This is a genomic window from Bernardetia sp. MNP-M8, from assembly GCF_037126285.1.
GTDB lineage: Bacteria > Bacteroidota > Bacteroidia > Cytophagales > Bernardetiaceae > Bernardetia.
The window spans coordinates 4,405,157-4,423,781 of sequence record NZ_CP147012.1; the positions used below are offsets into that span (position 1 = coordinate 4,405,157).

The following is an 18,625-nucleotide window of genomic DNA, read 5'->3' on the forward strand; positions in this document are numbered from 1 at the left end:
TTACTTCGCTGTTGTTGGTGTCATGACTAACAACATCAAACTATATTTTTGAATGCAATTTTTTGATTCTCCTTTTAATGATGATAATGCCATACAAGCAGGTTATTTCTTGTTGGCAGAACCTTTACTAGACGACCCAAATTTTGATAGAACTGTAATTTTGGTGTGTCAGCATTCAGAAGAAGGTTCTTTTGGGTTAGTTGTCAATCGTCCGACTGAAATTAGTGTGAGTGAAGCCACTGATTTATTAGAAATTGAAAACAGGCTATTTGTAGGAGGACCTGTCGAACAAAACACGATGCACTTTTTACATACGCTTACTCAGCTTAAAGAATCCCTTATTATTTCAGATGATATTTTTTGGGGAGGAGATTTTGAGGATCTTCAAACACTTGCTTTAAAAGGCAAAATTACAGAACAAAATTGTCGTTTTTTTGTGGGATATAGTGGTTGGTCAGAATTGCAATTGGATGCTGAATTAGAAAATAATACATGGATTATATCAAAAGTAAATCCTAAAATTATGTTTGAACACGAACCAGAACAGCTTTGGAGTGCAATTTTACAAGAAATGGGAGGTAAATATAAAATCTATTCAAATTATCCAACTGACCCACGTTTGAATTAATAGAAACCAACAAGGCATGTTCATAAAAAATATTTGTGTGTTCGTTTGCTCACAAACGAACTTTACGCTTCCTCAGAAGCGTTTTATTCAGTTCTGAGGAACTTAACACACTGTTTTTATTTTTATGAACATGCGCTATAGAAACTGATAGCTTTCAAACTATCACAAAAAAATAACTTAACATAGACTTGCCGTTGTTGGTGTCTTTACCAACAATATAATTATCAAATTATGATTCGTTCTCTTCTTTCTCGTCCCTTTGCTTCTTATGTTGTAAGTCAGCAAAAAAAATGGATTCAGAATTCGGAAAAAATTCAACATCAATGGTTACAAAAATTGGTTGCAGAAGCTAAAGATACAGCTTTTGGAAAAGACCATAATTTTGGTGACATCAAAAATTATGAAGACTTCAAAAAGAATGTTTCCATAAACGATTATGAAGATTTACGTCCTTATATTGATCGTATTTTGAAAGGAGAACAAAATGTTCTTTGGAAAGGAAAACCTTTGTATTTTGCCAAAACATCAGGAACTACATCAGGAACAAAATATATTCCGATTACAAAAGATTCTATTCCAAATCATATCAATTCGGCTAGAGATGCACTTTTATGTTATATTCATGAAACTGGAAAAAGTCAGTTTTTAGATAAAAGTTTGATTTTTTTGTCTGGAAGTCCTGTTTTGGAAGAAAAAGCAGGCGTTCCGTTGGGAAGGCTTTCAGGAATTGTAAACCATCATGTTCCTTCTTATCTCAGAACAAATCAGAAGCCTTCTTATGAAACAAATTGTATTGAAGATTGGGAGCAAAAATTAGATAAAATCATTGACGAAACTATCAATTCTGATATGTCTTTGATTTCTGGGATTCCACCTTGGGTACAGATGTATTTTGACCGTTTACACGAGCGAACAAATGGAAAACGAATCAAGGATATTTTTCCAAATTTTGATTTATTTGTTTATGGAGGAGTTAATTTTGAACCTTACAGAAATAAAATTTATGAATCTATTGGAGAGAAAATCGATTCTATCGAAACTTTTCCAGCCTCAGAAGGATTTTTTGCGTATCAAAATTCTCAAAACGATAATTCACTTTTGCTACTTTTGAATAGTGGAATTTTCTTTGAATTTGTTCCTGCTGAAAATTTTTATGATGAAAACCCTCCTCGTTTGAGCATTTCGGAAGTAGAATTAGATAAAAATTACGCTTTAATTTTGAATAGCAATGCAGGACTTTGGGGATATAGCATTGGAGATACAATCAAATTTGTAAGTAAAGACCCCTATAAAATAATTTTTTCTGGAAGAATAAAACATTTTATTTCTGCTTTTGGCGAACATGTCATTGGAAGTGAAGTAGAACAGGCTTTGCGTTTTGCTTTAGACAGAAATCCAGAAACAAGAACAACAGAGTTTACAGTTGCGCCACAAGTTACACCGAAAGAAGGTTTGCCCTATCACGAATGGTTTATCGCTTTTGAAAATCAGCCCAATGATTTAGAAAAATTCTCAACCGATTTGGATAATAAACTACAAGAACTCAATTCTTATTACAATGATTTGATAAGAGGTTCAATTTTGAGAAAGTTAGTTATTCGCCCTCTTCCTGCTGACGGTTTCCAAACCTACATGAAATCGATTGGAAAATTAGGAGGACAAAATAAAGTTCCTCGTCTTTCGAATGATAGAAAAATTGCTGATGTGTTGGAGAAAATTATTTAAGAAGGGCTTTGACTGTCATATTTTATTCTTATTTTAATGTTCTTATTTCTAATCTTATACAAGATACGAAAAAAATAGTTTTGATTTAGTGGGATACGAATAAATAGCTTTTATAGATTTTGTGTATTTTAGTAAATGATTCTATTTAGATTCATCTGCTAAATCTTCATTCACTAAACCATACAAGTAATCTTTATATCCAATAAACTCCTCATCTTTGGAATTGATAGTTAATACATAATTTACTTTACCTAATAAATGCTTGAGGTATTTGTAAGAATCTATTTGAGTTTCATTTTTTCGATTTATATGTTGTACATGATCTTTTAGACCAAATTTTTTGATATAAAACATTTGGTTTCTAATATCATTACGTCTTTTTTTAGGAACTTGTGCTTTTTTTAGAACACTTATATTTGATATGAAGTGAGGATGTTGTGAAAGCATTAGACTTGTTTTTTGACTATTCAAGCGTAAATTTAAAGGGGCTAATTTACTTTTTACCAGTCCAATAAGTTCGTCAGAAGAAAAACGAATAGTATTTCCCTCTTTTGTTTTTTTTGTGGAAAATGCTAGATCATCTGCATAACGTGTATAATATAAATTCTTTTCATTACAATACTCTGCTATATCTTTATCAAAAGAAGCTAAGATTATATTAGATAAATATGGACTTGTTGGTGCGCCTTGTGGCAAAGAATTATTTTTACAACAAAGTCTAGCTAATAAATTTGATATTTTATGTGAATAGCCTATGCCTAAAAATACATCTTCAACAAACGATTGTTGTATACTAGGAAAAAAATTGGCTATATCCAGTACAAGAAGCTCACTATTATTGACATGATATTTTAAGTGTCCTTTTATACTACGTTTAGGTATATATCCTTTTGCATATTTACTTACTTCAATATGGTAAAGTATATTGTTTAATATCCAATGTTGAATTTCTTTGAGGCTAGGAAGAGGTTCAAACAAAATTCTTTCAGTTCCATCTTTTTTCTTTATGCTAAAACGTCTATAAAACGATTTAGTTTTTTTATTTTGAGAACTATAAAGTATTGTAGTTGTAGGTTTAGATTTGGCTGCTCTTTTTATATAACTCTCATTATAGCCCACTAGACCACATAAGTGTGTGGTATTATATATAACAGGGAAGCCTCTAGATATTATTGGTTTTGCATAAGCAAGACATTTGATTATAATATCTTCAGAGTAGCCATTTTCTCTAGCTTTCTCAGAAAATGCTTTTTCATATTTCTTATATTTCAAAGAATTGTCATCTTTAGCCATTTGTTATATCCTTAAGAACAAGGAGGTGTACAGAATTACACCCCTTGTTCGGAAATAGAGTTTTAAAATTTTCTGATGCTTCGCTCAGAAAATTTTAAAACTCTATGAGCTTGAAATCATGTTCATTTGAGATAGTGACATCACTAACTCACAAGTTGACTACCAAGGTAAATCATCTTGACTCGGTAAAAATATAAAATCTTTAGGTAATTGCAAAATTTTACTTTCATTTTCAGGCTCTATTTTTAAACTAAAATACGTAGTTCGTCCTAAATCCATTCCCAATTGCTTTATTTCATCTTCACCTTGAGCTGTGAGTGTAATACTCCCATCTTCTGAAAAATTTACATTTCCTTTATCTACTTCAATATTTATAAAATCGACTATTTTTGAATAGCTGTAACCCATTTCAGTTAGTGGATAAATATTACCTCCGTACTTAACAGATTTCAAAATTTGTAAACGAATTTGTTTTTTATTAATCATATCATACTGATTTTTTAGGGAATCTTGGAAAAATAGCAGTCTTATTAGGTTGCCAATATACTGGAAATGTATTGTTAGGAGGACGGTAAAATGATATTAGTGCTTCTGATTGTGTGTATCCTAAAGTATAGGATGGATTACATTTAACTTTCTTCTCTATGTTCTTCATTAGTTTAATTTTTTCACTAATTTCACTAATTGGATAGTAATCTGTTATAGCCTTTTTACGTACAATATTAGCATATACTTCAATTCCTAATTTACCAATATTATCTATAGCTTGTTGTTGAGCAGCAAGAGTTAAAATGATTATATTACTAGGTTTTAATTTATTTCCATTAGGATAATCAGCAGCTAAAAAATTTTTACAAATACCACTTGCAGTTTCTCCAGTACCCGTAAAATCATCAATTAGTAATAAAATATCTTTTTCAAAATTAAATTTTTTAAAAATTTTGTTTAAACTATAATCTTTAGAAAAAATAATATTTTCATACGTTTGAGTCAAACAACTACTTTGTGTAGATATTTGATAATACAAACTCTCTGCACTTTTAGTGTGTCCTCCTATAAGTTTAAATGATTTAAATCCAGTACTTTTATCATGTGTTTGTTTGAAATTCTTAGTTAGAGGATAAACATATAAATAACCATCATTATTTGTAATATTACTTGGAAGAATTTTGTACGATGAAATGAAGGCTTCTGTTATCTTAGGCAAGTCTATTAGTTCAAATCTTTCTGTTAATTCTATTAAAAAATCTTTTTCTTCTTCAGATAAGATTGCTAAACAATTACAAAACGCATCAAAACTACCATTTCCTCCTTCTTCTAAGGATTCTTTTCTCCATTTTTTCATTTCAAACAGTTTAGTAACCTTTTGAAGATCATTGAATTTCATATTAGGTTTTTGACGGACTGCCTGTTTATTTTTACTAGATTTAACTTTATCATCAATAACAATGATAGAATTTTCGTTAATTTCTTCTATGGATACACAAAAAAAATATTCATAGTATTTCCAAAAAATACATATGATAAATACAATAAAAATTACAAAAAACAGCATTATATATTTATTTTTATATTACTAGTACTTGAATATCTCAAAAGGAATAAAGAGATTTATATTTTCAAATAAATATAGAATAAATTATCTAGAATCTAAAACTCATAATTCAAAAACTCTCTATCTTCTTGTTTTGCTGTGTAGGTACTAGTCATAGATTCAGATTTGTGTCGTAGAAAACGCTGAACCATTGGTTTTGGAATTCCTTTATCAAGCATAAGCTGTGCAACGGTGTGGCGCAAACTGTGTGCAGAAACATTTTCACGTTTTAGTCCTGCTATAGTGAGCCATTTATTAGTAATTTTTCTGATGCTACTTGTTTCCTTAAAATCAAACATACTTCCCTCTGGACGAGTGATAGACATTTGGTAATCAATCAAAATCTTATGGCATTCTGGTAAAAGTGGAATGAGTTCTTTTTCTTCTCGTCCTTTTCCCCAAACAGCTAAGTAATTTTTTCCTTCTTGCACTTTTATATCTTTCCACGACAAACGCACTACCTCAATCGTTCTCAAACCTTGATATGCCATAAGTCCGATAATTGCTTTATCTTTTGAGTTGGTAATGGTTTTTAATAAATGAGTGCGTTCTTGTTCTGTGAGCGAATCTTTAGCGTATTTTTTGGTTGTTCCTCCTGTTTTCAACACTTTTACATAGGCTACATCACGCATTTGCTCTACTAACTTTTTTTCTATTTTCAAATCTTCTCGCTTCAAAACACAAAACTGTACAAACTGTTTTATGGCTGATAAATAGGTATTTGTGGTATGTGGACTCAGTCCATTATTTTTGCATTGCTGAACAAAGGATAAAACAGTTGTACGATTAGGAGGAAGAGATTTCGCATTCATAAAAGAATAGAATTCTTGCAATGCTCTAGAATATGTTTCTTTGCTATTTTCGCTTAATTGTGCATTGGCAAGGAAAGCCAACACATATCTATTTCCTTTATAATTTGGTGTAGCGTCATCATAAACTCTATGAATATCATTTTTTTGAGCAAATTTCAAGAATTTTCTGCACGCAGTTTTGTAAACGGCTGCTTTTTTTTCCACAAACATGTCTAAGCTCATTTTGTCGATAGCAAAATTAAACTCCATCGTAAAGACTAAATACTGCTTTGCTATTCGGACGTAATTATGAGGTTTTTCAAGAGATTTTTCGAAATAAGTAATGGTTTGGTTGATACCAAAATTGTTTTTTGAAACTGTTCGTAAAGACTGATTTGTGTTTGTATTTTCCACGTATTTTTTGCTGTATAATTGACTTAAAGAAGTTTATACAAAAATACATTTTTGTGATTTGTTATACAAATCTTTTAAGGTAAATTTCTATTCAATATTACTCGGTTCATCATAAATCACATTGGTTTCATTTGGATTTATTTCAGTAGGAGTTGGCGAACTAGATAACCCATTTCTATTTTTACGAACAATATAATTTTCTTGCAAAACGAATGTAGAATCTTTTCCATTTGGAAGCTGAATTTTAACTTTAGCAGTCCATGTTTTGAAAGCAAGTCCACGCTCATCATAATCATCTGCTTGTGCAACAAAAGAAATATTTATGATTCCATTTTTTTCCTGTGTTTTGAGGTCTTGATACATATCTTCATTTTCTACTTCTAATTGAGGTTTGTTAAATGAAGAAACACCCACTACTTTCATTTTTGCTTGATACATATTCCCTTCTGAAAGCACAATTTCACTTGGTGTAACAATACTTATTAAGTTATTTATCTCAAAAACAGGATATTCTATTTTCTGACTAATATAATAAATTGCTTCTGCTTCTCGGTTGGCAATTGATGCATCAATGGAAGTAAGGGTATACAAACGAACAGCAACAGGAAGATTATCAAAATAAGCTGCAAATTCTTCTACTTCGAAAGCATTTTTTCTTACTTGTTCTGACTCATTTTCTGATTCATCATCAGAAATAGAAGAAGAAGTTTTTGTAGGATCAGTAAAAAGAGGATTCAAAATTTCAGAATTAGAGACAGAAATTTCTGTAAAGCTCCTTAATTTAGAAATATATTCTTTTTGTGCTTCTGCAAATTTAAGTAACAAATCTGTTGGTTTTTCATCAGGGTTTTGAAGCCATTGCGCTCGTATTTCATTACTTTGTTGCAATAGGTCAGAAGAAAGTGTCTGTACTTGTTTGATTCGTTGCAACGTATTTACACCAATACTTGCCTTTCCATTTTCATCTAAATAATTTTTAAATTTTTCTATAAAAGCATTATTTTTCACTCTTTTTTCTGCCACAAATTGAACAGCAATTCGGTCAGTATCATGAATGACTTTCAAATCTTTCTCTGAAAATTCATAAATATCCGTTCGCATGTAGGCATAAACACCTGATACAATCAATAAAGCTAAAAGAGGAAATAGTATTCTTTTCATTATAAAAAATTATGATTTAAAAACTAAAAATCACGAAAATCTCATTGATAAAATAAACTAATTTATGAAACTGTTTAAGAATGAAAAAATGAAACTTATTTCTTTATTCTCAAACAATTTCTATATAAAAATGAAATTGACTAGTTACTGTTTACTAATTACCACCAACTAAAGAAGATTGATAACTGATAATTGCCTGTTCAATGCTTTTTTCATTCATTAAATCAGGATTTTTGTCTAATTCTTTTCCTGTCAGTAAAAAATAAAGATGACAATAGCGTTGAGAAATTCTTTCAGTAACCTCTGGAGTCATTTCAGGAATTTTTTGTCCTTCTTTTCCCTGAAAACCATTTTCCATGAGCCACTCTCTTACAAATTCTTTAGAAAGTTGATTCTGACGTTCTCCTTTTTCCTGTTTTTCGTGATATTCTTTTGAATAAAAATAACGGGAAGAATCAGGCGTATGAATTTCATCTATTAAAATTACTCTGTCTTCATTATTTTCAGTTTCATCAACATAGACACCAAATTCATATTTTGTATCTACCAAAATAAGACCACGTTCGGCTGCAAGTGCAGTTCCCCTTCTAAAAAGGGAATGTGTATATTCTACCATTTTTTTCCATTGTGCTTCTGTAACTAAGCCCTGTTTCAAAATTTCTGTTTCTGAAATATCTTCATCGTGCGCTCCATTTTCAGCTTTTGTAGAAGGTGTAATGATAGGAGTTGGAAATTTATCATTTTCTTTCATTCCTTCAGGTAATTCTACGCCACAAAGAATTCTTTTTCCTTCTTTGTAAGTTCTCCAAGCGTGTCCAGCCAAATAACCACGAATAACCATTTCGACAGGTAGTGTTTTGGCTTTTTTTCCAATACTGACTTGTGGATGTGGACTTGTTTCGAACCAGTTTGGAACAATATCTTTTGCATTTTCAAGAAAGTAAGCTGCCAGTTGATTCAAAACTTGACCTTTATAAGGAATTGGTTTTGGCAAAACTACATCAAACGCAGAAATACGGTCAGAGGCAACCATTGCTACAAAATTTGGAAAAGAATATACATCTCTTACTTTTCCTTGATAAAAATCAGTTTGGTTTTTAAATTTCATTTTAGAATCTGAATCTAATGTAGAATCTTTTAAAGAAGATTTAGAAGTCATATAGGTATCTTAAAGTTTTGTTCTAACTTATCTAAATTGATAAATCAAGTTGTTTCTAAAAAGAGTGATTTTGTTTATTCAATTAAATTATTCTATTTGAATTTTAAAATCTTTGTTTTTTACAAAAATACATCAAACTTTATAAAGACTTTCAAGTTTATGTAGAAGTTTCTTAGAAATATAATAAATTTTGAAAGAAAATTAGGTAGTAAAATGAAATTTTTTAACAAACTCCTATTTTTGAGTTTTAAAAACTTTAGGCTTTCAAAACATTTTTTTGTAGTTTTGCACGTGATTTTTAGGCATAAATAGCCATATTTTAGATACAATAAAGATAGACAAATCGTATTTTCATAAAGATAATTTTTTATATCACTTCTATACCTCGAACTTGTGAACAAAATTCGCTTACAAATATTAGGACTTTCCTCTAGTCAATCTCAATCCGATTCTTTTGCCTTAATTTTGGAAGAAGAAGAAGGAAATCGCCGTTTACCTATTATTATAGGTAGATTTGAAGCACAGGCAATTGCCATAGAAATAGAAAAAGTTACTTCTACACGTCCTATGACGCACGATTTATTCAAATCTTTAGCAACTCAATTTCAATTTAAACTCAATGAAATCGTAATTTCTGACCTTCGTGAAGGTATTTTTTATGCAGAAATGATTTATGTGGATGAGCGTGAAGGCAAAAAAATAATTGTAGATGCACGTCCTTCTGATGCCATTGCAATCGGTTTGCGTTTTGATGCACCTATCTTTACAACAGACACTATTATGCGTGAAGCAGGAATCACCACTACAAATTCGGAAGAAGGAGAAGCATTAGAACAAGAAGAAAGTGCAAAAGAACCCAAGAAAAAGAAAACAAAGAAAAAAGCTGTTTCTTTAGAAGCTATGTCTGTAACAGAACTAGAAGCTGAAATGGAAAAAGCTGTGGCAGATGAAGATTATGAAAAAGCTGCCAAAATTAGAGATGAAATGAATAAACGAAATTAATTTTTCCAAAAAGAATTTTAAAAAAGCCTATCAAATTATAATTTTTTGATAGACTTTTTTTTGAATAAAAACTAACAAAATAACCTTACTAAATGAATTCCGAACTTAAAGTAATTTTAGAGATTTTACACACAAGTCGTTTAAGCGTCGACGCTTGAACGACTTGTGTGTATCAAAATTACAAATTTTTCCCTAATAATTTCTTAAAAATAATATTCTACTGGATTTGTATTCATTTCACAAGCTATAATTTTTATATCTGAAAACTTTTCTTGAAGGAAATCAACCAATAAATCTTTCGTAAAAACTTCACTTTCATAGTGTCCAATATCACAAATCACAATTTTATCTTCAGCATCAAAAAACTCGTGATATTTGTAATCTCCTGTAATAAAAAAATCAGCTTCTTTTTTGAGAGCTTCTTTTAAAAGAAAACTTCCTGCACCACCACAAATGGCAATTTTTTTAACTTTTCTATCCTTGAAGTTCTTTAAGCTAGTATGTTTTATCAAAGGCAAATTCATTTTTGATTTGAGATTTGCTAGAAAAGCAGTGGCAGAAATGGCTTCTGATAATTCCCCAATCATTCCAGAGCCTACGTTTTGAGTTTCATTATTTCCTTTATGAAAAATAGTAGGTTTGGGAGATAAAATTTGTGTATTAATAAGTCCTATTTTTTCGGCTATTTTTGCGTTTACTCCATCTTGAATATTATCCAAATTAGTATGAATGGCATAAATACCAATACCTTCTTGAATAGCTTTTATAACCGTTCTTTCAATATAATTTTTTCCTGTAAGGCTTTTCAACCCTCTAAAAATAATAGGATGATGTGCCACAATCAGATTGCAGTTTTTTGCTTTTGCTTCTTCAATAACGGATTCAATTGTATCTAAAGACACCAAAATACCTGTAATTTCTGTATTAGTATTTCCTACCAAAAGTCCAGAATTATCATACGATTCTTGAAAGTTGAGTGGAGCAATAGATTCTAAGTAAGATGTAATTTGAGAAAAAGTATAAGTCATTTTTTTATTTTTATATTAACATTTAAGCGAAGACGCTTAGATTAGTCGTTTCAATTTTGCTTAAAATACAAACATAAAAAATAATTCTACCATTTTATTAAGAAAAATAGTAACTTTAAAATTCATTCTAATATTTGTATTCCTACCCAAACGTTTTAAAAAAAATATTCCTGTGATAGATAGAATTAATAAAGTAGAATCGCTCAAACAATCTCCTCTTTTTACTTCACTTCCTCAAGAAGCACTAGAAAAAATAGCTGCAAAGGCAAAAATGCGCCAGTTTTTTCCTGATGAAACGGTTGTTTGGCAAGGAAAGGCAAGTGATAGTTTGTATTTGATTATCAATGGAATTGTGGCAGTAAAGAAAATTATTGCAAGTGGAAAAGAACAAATTTTTGCTTATCTGATGGCAGGAAATACATTTGGAGAAGTAGGAATATTAGAAAATCAACCTCGTTCGGCTACCGTTTCGGCATTGAGTGATGTTGATGTGTTGGTTATTCAGCGAGATGATTTTATACAGATGATGTACGATTATCCTCAAATCGGAATTGGTCTTTGTAAAATGTTAGGAAAGTATTTGGTAGAATCAAATAGAAGACAAACAAGAGCATCAAAAAAGGCTCGTTTGATTTTGGTTTTTAGTCTTACACCAAATGCAGGAGGAACAAATATTGGCAACTCTTTGGCTCGTATTTTACACGCACAAACCAAACAAACAACTGTTTATACAGAGTACCCAACACCTCAAAATTTGATTTCGGATTTGAATATTCGTAAAAGAGCAAAGATTTATAACCATAATGCAGGCTATGATATTTTGCTTTCTCAAGATGAAAATACCGATTTGCCACTTTCTGCTCGTCTGACGTTGTTTTTAGATACAATGATGTCAGATTATGAAAATATCATCATTACGCTAAAAAATCAAACCTATATTGATGAGAATTTGGCAATGCTACTAGAATTTGTCAATCAGATTATTATTGTTTCCCCACCTTTGGAGGAAGCGATGCATGTTGTTCCAAAATTACAAAAACAAATTCGTGACCATGTGCGAAGTGATGAGGCTACCATTTTTACTATTATCAATCGTTGTAGTCCAGAACACGAAAAAACAAAAATTAAAGCAGGTTCAGATTTTGATGTTCCTTATATTCCAAATTTGCCTTTACTTGTAGATTCGGAAGATGCAAACTACAAAATTCCTCGTCCAATAGAAGAAATGTTAGGTGCGATTATAGACCGTTTGGAACGAACACATCAAATTGGCGTTTTTATTCCTTCTACTATTTCAGTTGATAAGCCGATTGATACAACTAAGTATGTCGAACAAACACTCAAATTTTTGGCAGAACGTTTTGGAGGAGCAACAAGCAAAGAAGCAAAAGGCGTTTGGAATAGCGAAAAAGCAGGTTTGGTAGATGAAAAAGTATATGTAGTTCATACCTACGTTACGCAAAAAGACATGAATAAATACCTTGATGAAGTAGTCGATTATATCAAAATGCTAAAAGTAGAACTACAACAAGAAGCAATGGCTTTAGAAATTGATAAGAAAATGACGATTATTTAACCTTTTATCAATTACGAATTACGAATTAAAAATTACGAATTATGTACTTTGCTAATAGATGGAATATAGGTTTTACACTTTTGAGTAAGGATTTATATTACGATGCGATTAATAATAATACCTCTGTAGAAAAGAAATACTCTCTCATACAAAAAGCAATTCATTCTGTAAATATTGATGTTATTTTGAAAGAGACACAAATTCGTTATTTGATTGATAGTAATATTTTATCAGAAAATTTAATAATCTCAGATTATCGACGAGTAAAAGAAGTATTGGAGTATTTCTCTAGTTTAGATAGATATGATACATCTATGATGATGTATGAACGTTTGAATGACTATTACATTTTTTATAAATCAGCTGTTTACTTGAAGCAATTGTGGTTTTGTAAACCTAAAATCATTTTTACACATCATCTATTATCTGCTGCAAAAGGAGGAAGTAGTGAATTGAATGAAATTTTAAATACGACTAATTTTTTACCTAAGATGAGGTATTTAGAATCTAATTTGCAGTATGAGTATATAACTGCTGAATATGCAAAGGAAATAAATGAATACACTATGTTGCATTATTTGGAAGGCGAAAATATTCCTAAGTTTGTTGCTAATGAAAGACCTGTTTTTAAAGATATGTTAGAAGGAATATCAAACGGAAAATATCTATGCTGGGTAGTACGAAGTTAATATTTATTCTTCTGCCATTGTCGCTGTCCTTACCAACGATATTAAAGCAAATAAACGTATCTTATATGGTATTAAGCCTGCTTTATAACTTAGAAAATGAATTAATATATACCCTTTAATTGAAAAAAAGATTCTAAGTTGGTTTAGATGAACAAACTTCCATTCCAAGGATTTTCTACACCTCTCATGACTGTAAGGTTCAATATATAATAAAGAAAAAGACATAAATTGATTAGAGCAATTATATTCAATCTTTTTTTGTAGATTAATAGGTAAAATGTATTCATTATCAAACTGACTGCTACTAATCCGATATAAAATAAATCTCCTAAACCATATCCAAAAGTCATTTTGCCAATCATTACCAAAATTACAATGACAATATAGCTACTATTGAAAAATAGTAGTGCATAAAAAGGTATTTTACTTTTCATTTATCTATAATTAAATTACTTATTTCCTCCAATATTACTTCGAACAATCAATAAGAACAAAAGTACAGCTAAATAAATAGCTAGTCCATATCCCAAAAGACTCAGATAAGGAATTCCTCCATCTGTTTTGAGGTAATCTGGAAAGTTTGCATTTAGAGCAATTGTAGCCGAAAGAACTAAAGCACAAATGAGCATGGTAAAGGTAAAACGATTAGAAATCGATTCAGCTTTTCTAAGAATAGGCTCATCAGCTTGGATTTTTATATCAAAATTAAATTCTCCTTTTCGGAGTTTTTTGAGAATATAGCGAAGCTCAGAAGGAAAATTGTATAAAAGCCCTCCAAATTCGGTTAATGTATAAGAAAGCTCTGAATTGACATTAGAAACTGAATATTCTTCTGCCAAAATTTTTACACCATAAGGGCGAATATATTCCAAACTCTGAAACTCTGGATGTAGCGTATTTCCAATTCCTTCTAAAATAACCAAAGCACGTAAAATCAAAAATACAACCCCTGGCATTTCTAATTTATAATTATAAATAATTTTTTGTAATCTTTCTGTCAAATCTGCCATTCCCATGTCGCCAGCAGCATCTAAGACAACAAACTCTTCTATCAATTCGTGTAAATCATATTCAAAACTTCGCATGTCTTCTATCTCACTATCAATGGCAAGTTTTCGAAGGTTGGAAGCCATTCCCCGAGCATCTTGTTTGGCTAGATTAATAAATACACCTGCAAAAGCAAATTTTTGATGTGTCATGAGTTTTCCTACCATCCCAAAATCTAATAAAACTATCTGACCATTGGGTTTTATCAATATATTACCAGGGTGTGGATCTGCATGAAAAAGTCCGTATTCAAAGATTTGTGTTAGATAAATATCCATTCCTCTCTCAGCAATACGTTTTGGGTCAAGTCCCCACGCTTCAAGTTGTGCTACATCTGTAATTTTGCAACCACTTACATATTCAATTACTAATACTTTTGAGGTAGAAATATCTAAATAAGGCTTTGGAATATGAAACTCGTCTCTTTTTTCTTTATACATTTTTCTGAACTGTTCCATGTGCCTTGCTTCAGTCATGTAATCTAGTTCTTTTTGCATGGTTTTCTCAAAAGCAGTTACTATTTCTAATGGATTTAAGATACCAGCCGAAACAAAAAAACTTTCTGTAAGTCGTACAAACTCTAACAAAAGAGCAAGATCAGTTTTTACTTTTGCACGAACATTCGGACGCTGAACTTTTATTACAACATCTTCTCCTGTATGTAATCTAGCACGATGAACCTGTCCGATGGAAGCTGCACCAATAGGCACTTCATCAAAAAATTGGAACAGTTCATCAGTCGTTTGTCCTGTTTCTATGAAAATAATTTCTTTAGCAATTGTAGTGTCAAAAGATTGAACACTATTTTGTAATTTCTTAAACTCAACAATTAAATCTTCAGGAATAAAATCTGGACGATTACTCAATACTTGTGCTAATTTTACAAAAGTAGGACCTAGTTCTTCAATAACCATTCGAAGGCGTTCCGAACGAGTAGAAAAAACCATCAAGGCTTCACTTTCACCATCTTCATTGTTTGTCCAAGTAAGTGTAGTTTTTGGTGGAATCAGTTTTTGAAGAGGTGTATTCATTACAATATCCTCAAAACCGTATTTCAATAAAACTTGAATTAATTGTCTAAGACGGTTTATATTTTTGACGGTATTCTGAAAAAACATATAGTTTATACATTTTTTGCACCTATAAATACTGTGTAGTATAAATTGTTTTGTATGTAAAACAGGGTTAAAACCCTGTTCAATTTATAATTCTGCCATTGTCGGAGTCTCCACTGACAATAGTAAAATACAAACAAAATTATGTTACGCTGTAATAAAAGGTACAGTACATTTTGGCATCCTAAAGGATACGTTACATAAAATTACACATTCTGAATCAAAAAAGCCAAATTCTTATTTCTTTGACTTTCTGTATAAATGAATATAAGAAAAAAGAATAAAAATTTGGCTTTATATATTTTAGCTACTTGCTAAATTGTAAAAAGTAATGCGTTTGTAAATTACTTTGCAGTTACAACTTTAGCAGCAGATTTTGCAGGGGCTTTCTTAACTGTTTTTTTTTCGCTTTGTTCTACTTCACCAACAATACCAGCATGAGCTTCTAATGTTTTGATACGATCAGTAAGTTCAGATACTTCTTTGTTTGAAGCAAATTTGAAAGAACGAACAATTTTCTCTACGATAGAAGAAAGTTGTCCTTCAAATTCTTTTTTCTTTTCTTCAGTAGTGTCAAAAAATTCATCTACTAATTTTTTGCCTTCGTCTGCAGACATTTTACGCTCATCAACTAATTTGTCAACAGCTTCTTGTAATTTCTCAGCAGTCATTGATACTACACCAACACCAGTGTAAACGAGTTTTTTTAATAAATCTTCCATAAGATTGAAATAAAAGGTTTTTGTTTGGAATAAAAAATTGTACTGCAAGTCAGTAATTTGTATTTTTTAAGGATAACTAAGTTACTGAAACAATCAAACTTTCTACACACACTAAGAAGAGTTTATTTGTTATGCTTGCATACTAATAACGACACAAAGTAACGATATGTTACAGAGAAATACAACTTTTTTGTATAGATACTTAAAAGTTTCGCTTATTTTTATCGAAAACATAATTTTGTTTCAATTTTTTTAATAAAAGAAGTCTTTTTTGAAAATTTTTTAAATGATTGGAAATAAAATGACTGTTGGTCATTTATGTATTGTTATTTTCTTTTTTTATCTTTTGTTTTTGGGTATAGGAAGTAACTATATTCTGTCCAACTTTCTAGCTTTGGTTCTGATTTTTCTTCTTCTGATATATGATATTCTTCAAGTGCAATTAAGCGATTATAACGATAAAAATATTTATTGATTCTTGTTAGTTTTCCATTTCTAAAATAACTTTTTTCGGTTACTGTATTTTGTAAATATTCTTTATCATCAGAATAGTCAGTAAAATATTTTTGTTCTTGGATATTGCTTAGTGAATCTACCTTTTTATATGAAAAGTGTATTTCATTTTTTGTACTATCAGTAGTATAGATGGAAGTTATTATTTTCTTTGCTATTCTATTTTTAAAGTTCCCTTCTAAAATATAATCATAACTCTCTAAGTTTGCTTGATAAGTTTGTTTAATAGATGAATTGTCAAATTTGAATATTTTTTTAGTTATTAATTGCCCTTCTTGATAAGTTATTTCTGCTTTCTCAATAAGAATCTCTTCATCTCCTAAAAGAACCAAATGACCTATTTTATTTTCATCATTATCATAAAAGTATTTAGTTTGGGTTGTTTTTATAGCATTACTAGAGTCTATAAGATTAAAAGTAGAATCATAGGTAATTTCTACATGTATTAAATCTTCATTCTCATAAAATTCAAAATCTGATTTAATATATTTATAATAACCCATTTTATCATGAATTTCTTTTTTTTGATTTTTAGAAGGGTAGTAATACTTGATTATTCCATTACCAAAACTTTCTCCATAAAGTCCATCAATTTCTATTATCCTATCTAAAGAATCATATTTTAATTCTTCTTGCACATGATAAGGGAAATATTCCCAACGTGTTAGATTTTTTCTTCTATCAAAATTATATTCAAGGAAGTTTACAGATGTTGTGTCTCCTTCATAAATATAATATTGAACTGCTGTTATCTTTTGAATACGGGTAGGTAAAGGCTGGAATAGCTCCAAATCTTCTTGAGCAAAGGCAGAAAAAGATAAGAAGACTAAAAATAGAAAGATAAAATGTAGTTTTTTCATAAGGTTTTTAATAAAAAATATACTGATAATCTATCCAACTCATTACTTTTCTATCTTGGTTTTTTTGGGGCATAGAAAAATATTTTTTGCGAATGAGTTGATTGTTTTTATAAATTAATTGATAAGTTTCTTTGCTGGTGGGATTTATACGTGTGTTTGTTTGAGTAATTTCTATTTCTAATACATTTTTTTGAGGGTAAATATACTGTTTTGTCTTAGTTTCGGTGGAGTAATCTGAAATTAATGTATTATTAATTATAAAGATCTTTGGTTTGGTTTCTCCTTTATGCAAATAACCATAATAGCTATATTTTGTAATTGAAGTGTTAAAATTACCATCATCTTGCTTAGTATTTATTTCTTCTCTTAGAATTTGATTGTACTTGTTGTACATATATTTTGTGGTTTCTGCTGTGGTAAGATTTGGCAAATCAAATCTATTTTTCTCAATCAAATTATCATTTTTGTCATATTTATAGACAGTTACAGAATGATATATTTCGTATTTGTTGCTAGAAGGATTAAAGACTTCATCATAAAGGGAATCATAAACTTCTTCTCGTATCAACTTTCCTTTTGAATTATAAGAAAATTGTTTTTTTATTAATGCTGAATAGCCAGATAATCCATGTTTTTCTATAATTGTATTTTTAGATGGGTAGGAAATAGTTATAATTCCATTATCCGAACTTTCACCACAGTATTTTTCTAAACTAATAATTCTATTTTGCTCATCATATTTTTTTTCTATTTGACAATACATCTGTGGCTTAGCCCAAAGAAGTAGATTTTTGTTTTTATCGTACTGCCAATATTCTGATTTTGAAGTTATGGTATCTCCTTTTTCTGTAATTTCAGAATTCCAAGCAGTAATTTTTTTTATATTTGAAGGAACATCATCAATAAAATCAGCAAAACTATAATCCGTCTGAGCAAAACAAGAATAGACACATATAATTAACAATAGAAAGGTGAAAAGCAGTTTTTTCATAAGTAGATTTAATATGACTTGATAAGGTTTAATATTAAGTAACTGAGCAAAATAAAACATATCTAAGAAAATAATTAGAAAGTGTAAGGTTAAACTGCCAAGCCCCCTTTAAGATTTCAGATAGGTTTCATTTACATATAAATAATTTTGCTCAGCTACTTATTTTAGATAGATATGTTCTAGTTGAGTATAAAAATCTTACCTATTTGAATCAAGTTAAGTTAAATGGGTGAAAGAATATAGAGATATTTTGAATTAAATTTAATCAACCTATTCTAAATTCAATCATTCTTTGCTGTTGTTGGTGTCTCACCGAA

17 protein-coding genes are annotated in these 18,625 nt (G+C 30.0%); 5 read left to right on the plus strand and 12 right to left on the minus strand.

Annotated elements, in window-relative coordinates:
* Positions 1-52 precede the first annotated feature (52 nt).
* Positions 53-628, plus strand: coding sequence for a YqgE/AlgH family protein (locus V9L04_RS17815; protein WP_338791273.1), 576 nt, complete (start codon positions 53-55; stop codon positions 626-628).
* 228 nt (positions 629-856) lie between these two features.
* Positions 857-2,353 carry a GH3 auxin-responsive promoter family protein gene (locus tag V9L04_RS17820; protein WP_338794213.1) on the plus strand — a complete coding sequence of 499 codons (1,497 nt, stop codon included), beginning with the start codon at positions 857-859 and terminating at the stop codon, positions 2,351-2,353.
* A gap of 141 nt (positions 2,354-2,494) precedes the next feature.
* On the opposite strand, the gene V9L04_RS17825 is transcribed toward V9L04_RS17820, so the two are convergent.
* The 6 genes from V9L04_RS17825 to V9L04_RS17850 all read right to left on the minus strand — a co-directional run bounded on the left by V9L04_RS17825 (position 2,495) and on the right by V9L04_RS17850 (position 8,765).
* The gene (locus V9L04_RS17825; RefSeq protein ID WP_338791274.1) at positions 2,495-3,646 is read right to left on the minus strand and encodes a reverse transcriptase family protein; all 1,152 of its coding nucleotides are present in this window, start codon (positions 3,644-3,646) and stop codon (positions 2,495-2,497) included.
* Positions 3,647-3,805: 159 nt separating this feature from the next.
* Entirely contained in the window at positions 3,806-4,132 is a 327-nt protein-coding gene (locus tag V9L04_RS17830) for a hypothetical protein (protein WP_338791275.1), read from the minus strand.
* A 1-nt stretch (position 4,133) separates the two neighbouring features.
* The gene (locus V9L04_RS17835; RefSeq protein ID WP_338791276.1) at positions 4,134-5,201 is read right to left on the minus strand and encodes a hypothetical protein; all 1,068 of its coding nucleotides are present in this window, start codon (positions 5,199-5,201) and stop codon (positions 4,134-4,136) included.
* A gap of 95 nt (positions 5,202-5,296) precedes the next feature.
* Positions 5,297-6,445 carry a tyrosine-type recombinase/integrase gene (locus V9L04_RS17840; RefSeq protein ID WP_338791277.1) on the minus strand — a complete coding sequence of 383 codons (1,149 nt, stop codon included), beginning with the start codon at positions 6,443-6,445 and terminating at the stop codon, positions 5,297-5,299.
* Between the two features lie 87 nt (positions 6,446-6,532).
* Positions 6,533-7,606 carry a hypothetical protein gene (locus tag V9L04_RS17845; protein ID WP_338791278.1) on the minus strand — a complete coding sequence of 358 codons (1,074 nt, stop codon included), beginning with the start codon at positions 7,604-7,606 and terminating at the stop codon, positions 6,533-6,535.
* Between the two features lie 154 nt (positions 7,607-7,760).
* Positions 7,761-8,765, minus strand: a complete 1,005-nt coding sequence (locus V9L04_RS17850; protein WP_338791279.1) for a phosphoribosylaminoimidazolesuccinocarboxamide synthase — start codon at positions 8,763-8,765, stop codon at positions 7,761-7,763.
* 393 nt (positions 8,766-9,158) lie between these two features.
* Between V9L04_RS17850 and V9L04_RS17855 the strand changes: the two genes are divergently transcribed.
* Positions 9,159-9,767: a bifunctional nuclease family protein gene (locus V9L04_RS17855; RefSeq protein ID WP_338791280.1), complete on the plus strand. Its 609-nt coding sequence runs from the start codon at positions 9,159-9,161 to the stop codon at positions 9,765-9,767.
* A gap of 203 nt (positions 9,768-9,970) precedes the next feature.
* Here the strand turns inward: V9L04_RS17855 and V9L04_RS17860 are convergent, their stop codons facing one another.
* The gene (locus V9L04_RS17860; RefSeq protein WP_338791281.1) at positions 9,971-10,795 is read right to left on the minus strand and encodes a Nif3-like dinuclear metal center hexameric protein; all 825 of its coding nucleotides are present in this window, start codon (positions 10,793-10,795) and stop codon (positions 9,971-9,973) included.
* A gap of 172 nt (positions 10,796-10,967) precedes the next feature.
* Between V9L04_RS17860 and V9L04_RS17865 the strand changes: the two genes are divergently transcribed.
* Positions 10,968-12,371, plus strand: a complete 1,404-nt coding sequence (locus V9L04_RS17865; protein WP_338791282.1) for a cyclic nucleotide-binding domain-containing protein — start codon at positions 10,968-10,970, stop codon at positions 12,369-12,371.
* A gap of 41 nt (positions 12,372-12,412) precedes the next feature.
* Complete coding sequence (locus tag V9L04_RS17870) at positions 12,413-13,060, plus strand: hypothetical protein (protein WP_338791283.1); 648 nt, start codon at positions 12,413-12,415, stop codon at positions 13,058-13,060.
* Between the two features lie 143 nt (positions 13,061-13,203).
* On the opposite strand, the gene V9L04_RS17875 is transcribed toward V9L04_RS17870, so the two are convergent.
* The 5 genes from V9L04_RS17875 to V9L04_RS17895 form a co-directional block, all read right to left on the minus strand.
* Complete coding sequence (locus V9L04_RS17875; protein WP_338791284.1) at positions 13,204-13,494, minus strand: hypothetical protein; 291 nt, start codon at positions 13,492-13,494, stop codon at positions 13,204-13,206.
* A gap of 15 nt (positions 13,495-13,509) precedes the next feature.
* Positions 13,510-15,225, minus strand: a complete 1,716-nt coding sequence (locus tag V9L04_RS17880) for an AarF/UbiB family protein (RefSeq protein ID WP_338791285.1) — start codon at positions 15,223-15,225, stop codon at positions 13,510-13,512.
* Positions 15,226-15,566: 341 nt separating this feature from the next.
* Positions 15,567-15,944 carry a hypothetical protein gene (locus V9L04_RS17885; RefSeq protein WP_338791286.1) on the minus strand — a complete coding sequence of 126 codons (378 nt, stop codon included), beginning with the start codon at positions 15,942-15,944 and terminating at the stop codon, positions 15,567-15,569.
* Positions 15,945-16,270: 326 nt separating this feature from the next.
* The gene (locus V9L04_RS17890) at positions 16,271-17,317 is read right to left on the minus strand and encodes a hypothetical protein (RefSeq protein ID WP_338791287.1); all 1,047 of its coding nucleotides are present in this window, start codon (positions 17,315-17,317) and stop codon (positions 16,271-16,273) included.
* A 7-nt stretch (positions 17,318-17,324) separates the two neighbouring features.
* Positions 17,325-18,308 carry a hypothetical protein gene (locus V9L04_RS17895; protein ID WP_338791288.1) on the minus strand — a complete coding sequence of 328 codons (984 nt, stop codon included), beginning with the start codon at positions 18,306-18,308 and terminating at the stop codon, positions 17,325-17,327.
* Positions 18,309-18,625: the final 317 nt, after the last annotated feature.